The sequence below is a fragment of the Cohnella thermotolerans DSM 17683 genome (assembly GCF_000429825.1).
GTDB classification, from domain to species: domain Bacteria; phylum Bacillota; class Bacilli; order Paenibacillales; family Paenibacillaceae; genus Cohnella; species Cohnella thermotolerans.
On sequence record NZ_AUCP01000049.1, the window covers coordinates 1 to 13,668 of the forward strand.

At 57.7% G+C, this 13,668-nt stretch carries 11 protein-coding genes; 8 read left to right on the forward strand and 3 right to left on the reverse strand.

Going from position 1 to position 13,668, the window contains the following annotated elements; all coding sequences use genetic code 11:
• Positions 1-1,185: 1,185 nt before the first annotated feature.
• The 7 genes from G485_RS0110165 (at position 1,186) to G485_RS0110195 (ending at position 10,754) form a co-directional block, all read left to right on the forward strand.
• Complete coding sequence (locus G485_RS0110165; RefSeq protein WP_027092468.1) at positions 1,186-2,823, forward strand: response regulator; 1,638 nt, start codon at positions 1,186-1,188, stop codon at positions 2,821-2,823.
• A gap of 1 nt (position 2,824) precedes the next feature.
• Complete coding sequence (locus G485_RS25910) at positions 2,825-4,660, forward strand: cache domain-containing sensor histidine kinase (protein ID WP_051318161.1); 1,836 nt, start codon at positions 2,825-2,827, stop codon at positions 4,658-4,660.
• Positions 4,661-4,667: 7 nt separating this feature from the next.
• Positions 4,668-5,639, forward strand: a complete 972-nt coding sequence (locus tag G485_RS0110175) for a substrate-binding domain-containing protein (protein ID WP_027092469.1) — start codon at positions 4,668-4,670, stop codon at positions 5,637-5,639.
• 21 nt (positions 5,640-5,660) lie between these two features.
• The gene (locus G485_RS0110180) at positions 5,661-6,920 is read left to right on the forward strand and encodes an extracellular solute-binding protein (protein WP_156922253.1); all 1,260 of its coding nucleotides are present in this window, start codon (positions 5,661-5,663) and stop codon (positions 6,918-6,920) included.
• A gap of 567 nt (positions 6,921-7,487) precedes the next feature.
• Entirely contained in the window at positions 7,488-8,894 is a 1,407-nt protein-coding gene (locus G485_RS0110185) for an ABC transporter substrate-binding protein (protein ID WP_027092471.1), read from the forward strand.
• A 97-nt stretch (positions 8,895-8,991) separates the two neighbouring features.
• Positions 8,992-9,894, forward strand: coding sequence for a carbohydrate ABC transporter permease (locus G485_RS0110190; RefSeq protein ID WP_027092472.1), 903 nt, complete (start codon positions 8,992-8,994; stop codon positions 9,892-9,894).
• A gap of 14 nt (positions 9,895-9,908) precedes the next feature.
• Positions 9,909-10,754, forward strand: coding sequence for a carbohydrate ABC transporter permease (locus G485_RS0110195; RefSeq protein WP_027092473.1), 846 nt, complete (start codon positions 9,909-9,911; stop codon positions 10,752-10,754).
• Here the strand turns inward: G485_RS0110195 and G485_RS28315 are convergent.
• The 3 genes from G485_RS28315 to G485_RS0110210 form a co-directional block, all read right to left on the reverse strand.
• Positions 10,747-10,935, reverse strand: coding sequence for a hypothetical protein (locus G485_RS28315; RefSeq protein ID WP_156922255.1), 189 nt, complete (start codon positions 10,933-10,935; stop codon positions 10,747-10,749). The genes G485_RS0110195 and G485_RS28315 overlap by 8 nt on opposite strands.
• Entirely contained in the window at positions 10,926-11,072 is a 147-nt protein-coding gene (locus G485_RS25915; RefSeq protein ID WP_156922257.1) for a hypothetical protein, read from the reverse strand. Before G485_RS25915 ends, G485_RS28315 begins: the two co-directional genes overlap by 10 nt.
• A gap of 889 nt (positions 11,073-11,961) precedes the next feature.
• A complete protein-coding gene (locus tag G485_RS0110210; protein WP_084423241.1) occupies positions 11,962-12,705 on the reverse strand; it encodes a Crp/Fnr family transcriptional regulator in 744 nt (247 codons plus the stop codon).
• Positions 12,706-12,927: 222 nt separating this feature from the next.
• Between G485_RS0110210 and mobA the strand changes: the two genes are divergently transcribed.
• Positions 12,928-13,581 carry a molybdenum cofactor guanylyltransferase gene (gene mobA / locus G485_RS25920; RefSeq protein ID WP_084423242.1) on the forward strand — a complete coding sequence of 218 codons (654 nt, stop codon included), beginning with the start codon at positions 12,928-12,930 and terminating at the stop codon, positions 13,579-13,581.
• Positions 13,582-13,668 lie beyond the last annotated feature (87 nt).

The window sequence follows — 13,668 nt, forward strand, 5'->3', positions numbered from 1 at the left end:
TTTTTTTCTCTTTTTTCAGATTCATTGCGTTCCGTCCGATTTTTTGCATGAAAACCGCAAAGAAAATCACGGTCTAGGCTCATGCGTTGGGAGCAGCTTAAATTGATCTTGTTCAGCAAGCCCTAATTAATGGGAAAACAACAAGATGCATATTAACGGCTCCCCCATGGCGGTAATGTGCGAGCATGCCGGAAATGATTGCACCTCGCTATGACCGACGACGATAACTTTGTCGAATTGTAAATCGGGAAGTTTCAAATGAGTCTCGATAGCCTTTTGAGCGTCGTCGATACGTTGGAAAAACCGTCTCCAATCTGAAACAGAGGCAGTATTTGCACTGCCTCTGCCACTCCGGCCTCCAAAGCATTCCCCAAGAAACTAATGGCTCCACCAACGGCTCCGCCAATAAATTGACCCGTAACTCCGCCAACGATCGTACCGACTACAGCGCGGCAGTTGATCCGCCTTTATATAACGGTAAGGGTACGATTATGTGGAAAACAAAGACAGACTCGACCTGAGTTTTACGGCATACTCTTTATATGCGCTTTATCGTTTATCCGCTTGCTGAATAGGATGACGGATGTCCCCTTTGCTAATAACTCAATCACGTTAATTGTTATGATCGGTGCGGGAGTTTTTTATAGGAGTCGCCTATTCAAAGCTTCCCCCTCGGGAGAAGGAAGCGGCTTACGGCTGGCTGCGAAACTACAGCGCACTGCAAATTGCCCAGGAAATGGGCATCGCTGCGGGCCACTCCTGCTTAGAGGACGGCGTTTCGTCTGCCAACAGTTTAACGAACCTGACAGTCGTTATTTCCGAGAAATCGGGCTCGTTTCGGATTTAACGAATCCAGATGTCGCTAATTGCAGTCCAGACCCTCTGATTTTGGCTGAATCGGCGAAATAGCGACTGTAGGATTCGTTAGATTATTCATCTGCCCGATTTCGGCATTATAACGGTTCCTGGATTCGTTAGCCGAGCCGTAACCGTGCCGCAAGGGGCGACAATCGCCTTGAACGCAACTCTAATTAAAGCCCGCTCGCCAGAGAAGCGAAAAATATCCCTGCGTTGGCGAATTGTATCCCTATTCCCCCACGGCGGTTCTATTATGATGGAATCATCCATCACCAAGAGATCGGCCGTGACGCAGCGGCGTCAACGGTCTACTGGGGGCGCTTGCCGATGTACAAGGTCATCGTCGTAGACGACGAATCGGTCGTGCGGGACGGCCTGCGGAGAACGATCGCGTGGAACGACCACGGCTTCGAGCTGATCGGCGATTACGAGAACGGGCGCGAGGCGTGGGAGGCGATCGAGCTGCATAAGCCGGATCTGATCGTCTCCGACATCAGCATGCCGCTCATGGACGGCCTCGAGCTGGCCCGGCTAGTCGCGGCGAACTATCCTTATATGAAGGTTATGATTCTGACCGGATACGACGAGTTCGAATACGCCCAGCAGGCGATCCGGCTCAAGGTGCAGGACTTCGTTCTCAAGCCGATTACGGCTCGGGAAATGCGCGAATTGCTGGACAAGGTGCGCCGCGAGATGGACGAGGAGGCCAGGCGGCTCGAAGATTGGAGCCGGCTGCACAGCCAGCTCCATCAAAGCCTGCCGCTGCTGAAGGAGCGCTTCCTGGAGCGGCTTGTCGCGCTCGGCCTCGGGAAGCCGGAAATCGAGGAGCGGTTCGCTTTTTTCGGTTTGCCGCCGCTCGCGCCGCCTTACCTGGTCATGGTGGCCGACATCGACGACTTCGGCGAGCGCGAGGAATGGATGGACGACGGACACGACGCGGAATTTTTGCGCTTTGCCGTTTTTAATATTTTCGAAGAGACGGTATCCGCCCGCCCGGGGACCTTGCTGTTCCGGACTCGGGAGGAGAAGATCGTCATTCTCGCGAGCGGAGCGGAGAACGAGAACGAGCTTTACGACCGGGCCATCGGCATGGCGGAAGAAGGAAGGCACCATGTCGAGAAGTATTTGAAGTTTACGGTGACGATCGGCATCGGCCGCGTCTGCTCGTCGGCGGAGCAGCTGCCGGTATCGTACAAGAGCGCGCTGGCGGCGCTCGATTACCGGTTCCTGCACGGGAAAAATCGCGTGCTGACGATTACGGACCTGGAAGGAACGGCGGCGGCGGTCTTCCCCTTCCGGAGCGATTGGGACCGCAAGCTGATCGCGGCCGTCAAGACCGGAGCCGGAGCGGAAGCGCAGCGGCTTGTGGAGCAGCTGGTCGCGGAGCTGAGAGCCTCCCGGCTCCCGATCGAAACGACTTTTCTCCATATGCAAAAAATCGTCCTCGCGCTGATGTACGCCGTGCAGGAGCTTGGCTTCGCGGACGACGCGGAGGGGGCGGCCAAGGACGGGCAGCTGTGGCTGACGGAAATTTACCGCTTCAAGACGCTGGGTGAGATCGAGAACTGGCTCAAGCGGATCGTCGGCTCCGTCATGGCGGGAGTCGCGGACAACCGCAGCCATTACACCCGCATGCAGATCGCCCGGGCGACGGACTACATCGAAGCGCATTACGCCGACGAGAAGCTGTCGCTGCAGGAGCTGTGCCGCCACGTGCTGATGAGCACCAGCTATTTCAGCCTCGTGTTCAAGCAATACACCGGGGAGACGTTCGTCGAGTACCTGACCCGCGTCCGCATCGAACGGGCGAAGGCGCTGCTGCTCTCCACCGACTTGAAATTTTACGAGATCGCCTCCCGGGTCGGATACGCGGACCCGAACTACTTCAGCATTCTGTTCAAGAAGCATACCGGCACGACGCCTCGGAATTTCCGGGAGAAACAGGCCAAAGAGAGCGTGCTATGAGATGTTCATCGAACGCAGACCGGTATTTCCGCTTTTTCCGCTCAAGAGCATTCAGGCGAGCATCGTCTTTGCGTTCTCTTGCCTCATTCTGATCGCGATCGCGGCGACGAGTCTGATCGGCTACCGGCTCTCCGTCGCCGCGGTCGAGAACAATTCGAAGGGCTATATCAAGGAAGTCATCAACCAGGTCAACACCAACATTCAGTCCTATGTGGACAATATGGAAAACATCTCCTTGCTCGCGATGACGAACAAGGACGTCAAATACTACATTTCCAGCAGCAGCTTCATCGTCGACGGGGAGCGGCGGCCCTACGAGAAGCGCATCTCCGACCTGTTCCAGTCGATTCTGTATACGCGCAAGGACATCGCCTCCATTATGGTGTTCGGCTACAACGGCCGTTTCGTCTCTGACCGGCGGATCACCACGCTCAACCCGAACGCCAAGCTCGAGGAACAGGCGTGGTACAAGAACGCGAAGCTGGCCGGCGGCAAATCGGTCATCTCTGCCCCCCACGTGCAGAACATTCTCCAGAACGAATACCGCTGGGTCGTCTCCCTGAGCCGCGAGCTCAAGAATGTGGACGGGCTGACGGCGGACGGCATTTTCCTCGTGGACATGAATTTAAATGTCATTAACGATCTTTGCAGTCAGATCAATCTCGGGCGGAAAGGCTACGTCTTCATCGTCGATCAGGACGGCAACATCGTCTATCATCCGCAGCAGCAGCTGATTTACAGCAACTTGCGCACGGAGCCCATCGAAGAGGTGAGGAGCGCGGCTAGCGGAACGACCTTCAAGGTGGACGACGACGGAGGCAAGCGCTTCTATTCGGTGAAGGCTACGAGCTTCGGCTGGAAAATCGTCGGCGTCGCTTATGAGGACGATCTGATCGGGTACAAAAGCACGCTGGGCAACACGATTCTCCTCACGGTCGTCGGCATCGCGATCTCGCTTCTGATCTCCGTTGTGCTCTCCCATCGCCTGTCCCGTCCGATCCGCAATTTGCAGAGGAAGATGCGGATGGTGGAGAAAGGCAACTTCAACGTCAAGGCCGAGGTGGGACAGATGAACGAGATCGGCCAGCTCGCCCGGACGTTCAACATGATGGTCGGGAAAATCAAAAACCTGATGCAGGAGATCATCGACACGCAGGAATACAAACGCAAGAGCGAGCTGCAGCTCCTTCAAGCCCAGATCAACCCGCATTTCCTGTACAACACGCTCGACTCGATCGTCTGGATGGCGGAGCAGAAGCAGCACGAGGAAGTGGTGCTCATGACGTCCGCCTTGGCGAAGCTTTTCCGGGCCAGCATTACGAAGGATCAGGAGCTCGTTCCGGTGCGGGTGGAGATCGAGCATATTACCAATTACTTGCTTATCCAGAAAATGAGGTACAGCAACAAGCTCGACTACCGGCTGGAGATCGCGGAAGCCGCGTTCGGCTACAGGACGCTGAAAATATTGCTGCAGCCGTTCGTAGAGAACGCCATTTATCACGGCATTCGCAACAAGCCGGGCATCGGGACGATCACGATCCGGGGCATGGAGAAGGATGACCAACTCGTGTTCGAGGTCGAAGACGACGGGCTCGGCATGACCGAGGAGCAGTTGGAGCGGATTTGGGAACCCCCGGGCGGCGAGCTGAGGCGCAAAGGGATCGGCATCAGCAACGTCGACGAGCGGATCAAGCTTTATTTCGGGCACGCCTATGGCGTCAAAATTCGAAGCGAGCTGGCCGTCGGGACCTGCGTCACCATTGCGATCCCCAAGCTGCCGCCGGAGGTCGCGGCCTCCGCGTCCGGCACGACTCCCAAACTGCCGATTCAGGGGTGAAGACGCCGTGAAGGTTCAACGTTTTACAGTGGCGCTTGCTCTTGTTCTCATCGGCGCCGCCTTGTTCTTCGTTTTCTATTTCAATCTGTATCATGTCGGCCCCGCGGGCGAGCGAACGGTCGTCGTCATGCTCAAGACGTCCAACGTCCGGTCCGACTTCTGGCAGACGGTCAGCTACGGGGCGGAGGCGGCGGCGAAGGAAGCGGGGGCCAAGCTCGAAGTGCTCGGCCCGCTCCAGGAGAACGACACGGCTGCGCAGCTGCAGCTGCTGGAAGAGACGCTCGCGAGCAAGCCGGACGCCGTCGTGGTCGCTCCGATCAACAATGACGGCGTGCTGGACATGCTCGGGCGAATTCAGCGGGCGGGCATCGAGCTGGTCGTCATGGATACGCCGCTGCGAATGGAAGGGAACCCGGCTCGCGTGTCCGGCAATCACCGCGAGGCCGGCCGGCAAGCCGGGCGGTTCGCGGCCCAGGAGACCGGCGGGCAGCCGGTCGTGGCGATCATCAGCGACTACGCCGGCTCGGGCGTGTCGATCGAAAGGGAGATGGGGATCAAGTCGGCGATCACACCGGACAGCTATACGGATACGTATTACATCGGGGATTCGGAGGATCAAGCCTACCTGGCGGCCAAGAAAATTCTGGCCGCGCAGCCGCCCGTCAACGTGATGATGGCGTTATGCGAGCCGGCCGCCTTGGGTGCGGCCAAAGCGCTCAAGGAAGCGCATCGGACCGGAACCGTCCGGCTGATCGCCTTCGACAGCTCTCTCTACGAGATTAAGCTGCTGGAGGAAGGCAGCCTGAACGCGATCATCGTCCAGAGGCCGTTCAACATGGGCTACCTGGGCGTCAAAAACGCGCTTCGGCAACTGGAAGGCAAGCGGATCGCGCAGGAGACCTGGATCGATACGCTTGTCGTGACGAAGGAAAATATGTACTCACCGGAAAATCAAAAGCTGCTTTTTCCGTTCAAATAGAAAGGATTGGGGGAGACGCGCTTGACAAAGGGGATGGGAACGCTGTTGCCCCTGATGCTGCTCACAGGTCTGCTGTCCGCTTGTTCGAGGAAGGAGGAGGCGGTCGTCCTCTCCCAGGAGGAGAAGCAATCGGTGATCCGGTTCGTCGCCGCGGAATACAGCACCGAGACGAAGCCTTTCCTCGACAATCTGGTGCGCGAGTTCGAGCTCAAAAATCCGGACATCCTCGTCGAGCTTCAAGTAGCCAACTGGAACGTGCTCGACGGCATTTACACGTCGATGATCAGCAAAAACCAGCCGCCCGACCTGCTCATTACGAACGTCTACGCACATTTTGCCGAAGCCGGCATTTTGAACGATCTGAACGATATTATTTCGCCGGAGTTAAGAGGCAAAATGTATCCGAACCTGATGCAGATGGACCGGATCGGCGGCGTCCAGTACGCGCTCCCCTACGTGGCGACCATTCGCAACCTATACTACAACAAGGCGGTGTTCGAGCAAGCGGGCATTGCGAGCCCGCCGGCCACCTGGTCGGAGCTGGAGAAGGACGCCCGCAAAATCAAGGAGACCGGCCTGGCGTTCGGCTTCGGGCTCGATCTGACGGACGACGAGATTCAGGCGTATCTGTCGTATTTCTTCTTCGGCTCGGGAGGCGGATGGGTTCGGGACGGCAAGTGGACGATCAACTCGCCGGACAACGTGGAAGGCTTGACGTATCTGAAGCGGTTGTTCAGCGAAGGCTTGACCGATCCGGAGCCGACGGTGACGATCCGGGACGAGAAGCAGCGGATATTGGGCGACGGCAAGCTGGGCATGATGATTTCGGGCAACTACTTCACGCAGGTCGTGCCGCGGGAATTTCCGGGCGTCCGGTGGGGGAAAGGGCCGATTCCGGTGCAGGACGGCGAGCCGCCGATCACGTTCGGAGTTCAGGACGTGATCGTGTCGTTCAAGACGGATCATACGGACAAGGTGGCGCTGGCGAAGTTTCTGGACTTCCTGTACGACGACCGGAACTACGAGGAGATGACGACCCGCGAAGGCTTCATCCCGGTCACCGCTTCGGTGGGCGGCAAGCTGTCGCAAAGCGACGACGATATGCGGCGCAATATCGAAGCGCTGGGCAAGGCGAAGTTCTATCCGATCCAGGAGCCGGCCTGGCAGGCGGTCATGGACACGAGCCGCAAGATGGGCGACGCCGTCTTGTACGACAATCTGTCGCCGCAGGACGCGCTCGATCAGCTGCAGCAATTCGCGGTGGAGCGGAGCGCGAAGTGAGCGGCTCCTGCAGGCGAAGGGGGGCGACGGCGCTCGGGCCGGGGAAGCGTGGAACAAGGCCCCAAAAGGGCCTTGTTGAGGCGCGAGGCTGGTGCGGCGGGTGGAACAAGGCCAAAAAGTGGCCTTGTTGGGGAGCGAGGCTGATGCGGCGGGTGGAACAAGGCCAAAAAGTGGCCTTGTTGGGGAGCGAGGCTGATGCGGCGAGTGGAACAAGGCCAAAAAGTGGCCTTGTTGGGGAGCGAGGCTGATGCGGCGTGTGGAATAAGGCCAAAAAGTGGCCTTGTTGAGGCGCGTGGCTGATGCGGTGTGTGGAATAAGGCCAAAAAGTGGCCATGTTGAGGCGCGAGGCTGGTGCGCGAGTGGAACAAGGCCCCAAAAGGGCCATGTTGATGCGCGAGGCGGTTGCGAAGGGCCCCGAGCGAGCAGCAGTTCCGCTGAGCTCTGACAAAAGAAAATAGTCAAGATTATTTGGAAGATATTCGATAGAGACAACATTCCCTCCCCTCTATGATGGTTACAGGCGCCGCGAAGCGCTTACCAACATCTAACGGGGAGGGTTTTGCATTTATGGCGTTAAACAGAAAAACGGCAGCTCTCGGCATCGCTGCGATGGTCGCCTTAATGCCGCTGGCCGGCTGCGGTTCGTCCAATAACGACAACGCGGGCGGCGCGTCCGGATCGTCTTCTCCTTCGCCTTCGGCTTCGGCGTCTCCAAGCGAATCCGCGAGCGCGTCGCCGAGCGAATCGGCAAGCGCGAGCCCCAGCGCATCCCAGACGAAGCTGACGGGCGACTTCGAGATCCAATACTTCGTCGGCGGCTACGGCGACAAGTGGTGGAAGAAGGTCATCGCCGACTTCAAAGCGGCGAATCCCGATCTGAATGTCATCGAAGACGGCGGCCCCAAGATCAACGACCAGAATAAGCCGCGCTGGATCGGCGGCAACCCGCCCGACTTCGTCTACATCGACGGTCCGAACCTGAACGACCGCCAAATGGTCGAAGACGGCCAACTGGAAGACCTGACGGAATGGCTGCAAACGGCTACGAACATCGACGGTGACAAAATCCTCGACATTCTCGCGCAAGCTCCGCAGCAATACGACGGCAAAATCTACAACATCCCGCTCGTGCTGAACTCCTGGGGCATTTTCTGGGACAAGGCGCTGTTCAAGGAAAAGGGCTGGACCGAACCGGCCAACTTCGACGAGTTCCTGCAAGCGAGCGACAAGATCAAGGCAGACGGCATCACCCCGTTCATCCATACCGGCAAATACCCTTACTACATTAACGGGGCGTTCCTGTATCCGGCGATCGTCTCGAACAACAACGACGATTACACCATTCTGCAGGACATGGCCGCCAACAAAATCGACGCCTACAAGAGCCCGGCCGTTCTCGCCGCGCTGAACCAGATCGTGCAGCTGCGCGATAAGGGCTTCATCGACAAAGCTTCCATCCAGATTAACCATACCGACTCGCAAATGCTGTTCCTGCAGCATAAGGACGCGTTCATCCCGAACGGCCTGTGGCTGCCGAACGAGATGGCGAAGGACGTGCCGCAGGGCTTCGACTTCGGCTTCATTCCTTCGATCACGCAGAAAGCGGGCGGCAAAGTGGTCGCGAACACGTCCACGGCAACTGTCGCGATCGCCAAGAAGGCGAAAAACAAAGAGGCGGCCAAAGCGTTCCTGCAGTTCATCTTCTCCAAGGCGCAAGCGTCCCAATGGGCCGAACTGAGCGGCGCGCCTTCCAACATTAAGGGCGACATCAGCAACTCCAATGCGCCGAACTTCGTCAAGGACGCCGCCAAGTATCTGACGGACCCGAATACGGTCGTCATTCCGACGATCACGTTCAACGCCGACGTCGACAAGGCGATGCAGGACGCGACCGACGCGCTGACGATCAACAAGATTACGCCGGAGGAATGGGTGAAGCGGGTCACCGACGTCGTCGCCAAAGTGCAGAAGTAACCGACCCGATTCGCAGCAAACCCCGCAAGCGGAGGGCGACCGGCAGGCTTAGGTCTGCGGTCGCCTCCGCGAATTTATCGGAAAGGAGAGCGGTCGGATGAAGCCGGTAACCGTCAAGTGGCAGCGCAATCTGTTCATCGGCACGTTCATCGTCCCCACGTTCGTTTTTTTCTGCATATTTACGATCTATCCGGTCGTTCAAGCGCTCTATTACTCCCTGTTCGACTGGTCCGGCATGTCGGAGAACAAGACGTTCATCTGGTTCGACAACTTCAAGGACATGTTCCGCGACCCGATCGTCTGGCGGGCCGTCGGCAACGACTACTTCCTGGTCGCCGGCAAAATCGTCGGCATTATGATTCTGGCCACATTCTTCGCCGTCGCCCTGACGCGGTTCAACTTCAAGCTGGCCGGCTTCTTCCGGTCCATCTTCTTCATTCCGAACGTCATCTCGGTCGTCGTCATCGGCGTCTTGTGGAACTTCATCTACAATCCGCAGATCGGCTTTCTGAACGCGTTCCTGTCGCTGTTCACGAAGGAGAAAGTCGATATCGCCTGGCTCGGGTTCACCTCGCATACGATCTGGATGCTGCTGCCCCCGGCCATCTGGGCGGGGATCGGGTTTTATATGATTTTGATCATCGCGGCCATTCAAAATATACCGGCATCCTTCTACGAAGCGTCGGAGCTGGAAGGAGCGGGGCAGTGGCATCAGTTCCGCACGATCACGGTGCCTCTCGTCTGGGAGCAGCTCAAGGTGTCGATCATCAACATTATGATGACGACGCTGAACGGCTCGTTCGTCATCGTCTGGATCATGACCGAAGGCGGCCCCGACAACTCGACGCAGGTGATGGGATCGTATTTGTACCAGATGGCGTTCCGGCAATATCATTTCGGCTTCGCGGCCGCGATCGGCGTGCTCATTCTGGTGCTGTCCCTGATTACGACGATCGTGCTTCAACGGCTGCTCCATCAAGAGACCGTCGAGCTTAGTTAAAGGAGGGCGACCGAATGAAAGCCGGCATCCGCAATCCCGTTGTCAAAATCATTTTCTACGCTATTCTTGTCCTCTGGGGACTGTCCGTCCTTTATCCGCTGCTGTGGACGTTGCTCGACGCCTTGAAGGACAACGAGCAATTCCTTCTCCATTCGCCGTGGGCGCTGCCGGACATGCCGCTGCTCTGGTCCAACTTCTCGTACGTGTGGAACAAATACAACTTCAATCAATATTTCCTCAATTCCATCGTCGTCACGGGCGGGTCTACGCTGCTCGGACTGTTGCTGTCCGCTTCGACCGCCTACGTGCTCGCCAGATACCGCTTCAAAGGAAGCAACGCGCTCTACCTGCTGTACATTTCGTCGATGATGGTGCCGTTCATTCTGGCGCTCATTCCGTTGTTTTTCCTGATGAACTCGCTTCATCTGATCAACACGGCGATCGGACTGATCTTCGTCTACGCGTCCAGCGTGCTGGCGTTCGGCATTTTCGTGCTCGTCGGGTTCTTCAAGTCGCTGCCCAAGGAGCTCGAAGAGGCTTCGATCATGGACGGCGCTTCCCATTACGGCACGTTCTTCCGCGTCATGCTGCCGTTGTCGCAGCCCGGGCTCGTGACGGTCGCCATCGTCAACGTGCTGAACATTTGGAACGAATACATCGTCGGCACGATTCTGATCAACGATCCGAAGCATTACACGCTGCCGGTGGAAATCGGGATCATGCAAGCGGAGATGCAGTACCGGACCGAATGGGGACCGCTGTTCGCGGCGCTGATGGTGACGATCGTCCCGGTTTTGGTGATCTATATTCTATTCCAACGGAAAATCGCGAGCGGCATAACGGCGGGCGCAGTCAAATAAGAGGAATCGCCGACATGTCCAAGCCCATGCGCAAGCTGCCCGACATGAACGCGATCACGGCGATCGTGACCGTCTGCATCGGGACGGAGCCTTGAACGCGGTACCAATAAGGGTACAGTTCTTCGTACCCGGGCTTCTCGTACAGGCGGATGGCCGGGGCGTTGGCTTGCATCACCTGCAAATAGCTTGAATGAGCCCCTTGCGCTTCGCCCAGTTCGACGGATGAAGCAGCACTTGCTCGCTCACGCCCCGATTGCGGCCGTCCGGACGAACCACGATGTCGTACAGCCCGACATAGCCGCGCTCTATCGCGGCCATTTCGAAGGCAACTGCCGTGCCGTCGCTTCGCAAGGGGGCGAATTTCCTTCGGGCAATTCTCGCTGCGGCAGACGCCTTGCAAATAATCGATGTCCTTGATGGCGATAATGACGCCCTTGCGAAGCTCCGACGTTTATAGATGTAGCGATTTCCCACACTTTACAAAACGATTTAAATGACAAAGCGGACGATTTCAATGATTCTATTAGATCGGTTTCAACCGGCACCCAAACTATGACATTTTCTAATGTAGTTCTAAGTGACATAGCATATTGCTACGTATAATTCGGCTGTGTTATGCTTATGAATAGAAAGAGCCATGATGCTGGAACATCACGGCTCGGGCACATAGCCGCTTCTAGGGGCGGTTAGGCTTTAGGAATGACGGACGGAAATGACCGCGATCCTTGGGAGGGGCGGTCATTTCCGTTTGTGGAACGAAAGTATCAACGTTGAAAAAGAAATCATTAACGTTAAATGGTCTCACCTCCCTTCCGAGAGATAAGCCAGACCGCCCTCACAGCCATCTATGTACTTAAAACTATTATATCATCATAAGATTCCCCAATTTAGGGTGCTTTTTTCGTGTTACGTCGCGAGAGTTTTGGCACCTCCCCCAGTAGGAGCCGACCGCTAACGGACACACAGGACCTTATTTTCCAAAAAAACGCGTTTCTCACATTCTAACGGACACTGGTTCCGTTATCCGTCGGATTTTCCTCGATTGGGGCCCCATTTGAAGCGAATAGCGGATCGTCTGTCCGTTAAATTTCCAAACAGGCTTCCAGGCGAGAGATGACGGATCCTCTGTCCGCTAGAGCCAAGGGCAGCCCCCGACTACCAAAAAAGAATGACCCCCCATCCCGCTCAAGGTATGGGGGCAATTTCGTTACATCCGGCAAATCTCCTTCGGGCAATTCTCGCAGCGGCAGACGCCGCGCAAATAGTCGATGTCCTTGACGACCAGATGCCCGTCCTTGACGGCGATAATGCCGTCTTTGCGGAGCTCCGACAGCATCCGGTTCACGCATTCCCGCGTCGCCCCGATCATATCAGCCATCTCGGTATGGTTGACGCGAAGGGTGATCCGCGTGCCTTCCTCCTCCTGCGTTCCGTTGGAATTGCACAAGCGAATGAGCAGCGAGCACAGCGCGCCCGACTTGCCATAGAGCATCAGATCGCGGAACTTCGTCTGCGTCATCCGGTGCATGAGCCCCATCCACTTCACGAACTCGATCGCGAGATCGCCGTGCTGCCAGAGCAGCACCTCCAGGTCGGCCATCTGCATGACGCCGATCTCCCCATCCTCCAGCACTTCCGCGTTGAAGGCGTGCAACGGATTCTGGAACGGATCGGGCTGGCCGTACAGATCGCCTTTTTGGAGCAGGTAAAGGGTGATGTGGCGGCCGCTGTCCGAGGTTTTCGTAATGCGGATGCGTCCTCTCCGGACGAAGATCAGCTTCTCCGCGGCATCCCCTTCCCAGAACAGCACGCTCCCTTTCTCGATCGGCTTGCGGTACATGATGCTTTGCAGCTTCGCGAAGCTGTCGGCGGAGAAGAAGCGGGCGGTTCCGTCCAAGGGATCGTTCGATATGGGCAGCCGGGCCGTCGGTTCGGGGGTTGTCGCATTCATGCGGGCACGCTCCTCGTCGGTCTTGATAGCTATATTGTAACGTTCCGGTCGGCTCAGGAGGATGAGGGGATTGACTGAACTTGCAGGGGGAAATTCCCTGATTTTGCTCCGGGATCTCCGATCATGACCTAAATCACTGCGGCACTCCCCCGCCCGTTGTTCAATGGGGATGAAGCGGCCGGCCGGCCGCATTCGGTTCCGAATTCGGGGGAAAGGAAGGCGATGTCGCTTGGGCGAAAGCGGAGTGATGATTTGGCGGGAGAAGGAGCGTGGGCGGATATGCTGAGCGGCATCATTATAGCCGACGGCGAGAGGCGCGCGCTAAGCGGCGGCATGAAGTCGCTGTACCCGTTCGAAGGTGAGACGCTGATCGAGCGGCAAATCCGGCTGCTGCGGCGGTTATGCGAAGAGATCGTCGTCGTGACGGACTCGCCGCGTTCTTACCTGTCGTGCGTGGCGCCGCCGGTGCGAATCGTCTCGAATTACCGGCGCGGCGCCGGCCCGCTGGGCGGGATCGCGGCGGGGCTGTCGCTGGCGCAGCGGCCCTACGCCTGGGTCGTCGGCTGCGACATGCCCTTTCTGTCGCCGGACGCTGCCGTCGGCATGCTCAAGAAGCTCGTTCCCGGGGTCGAAGCGGTATGGCCCTCCGACGCGAACGGGCTTTACCCGCTGCACGGCGTCTACGACTGCCGGTGCGCTCCCCGGGTTGCGGCGCTCGTCGAAGAGGGGCGGACGTCGCTGGCGGAGCTGCCGCGGAGCCTGGCCTGGGAGGAGCTGACCGAAGGGGAGTGCGGGCGGCTCGGAATCGGATTCGAATTCGTCTCGACGATCGACGGCAGCCGCCTGGCGCTCGAACCGCTGCATGACGTTCGCTGAAACGGGGTTTGGCGGCAAGAAATTCGGGCTGTGACTCCGTTCATAGCTGGCGGGAGGTTCGAAGCGTACGCTGGAGCCGGATGGACC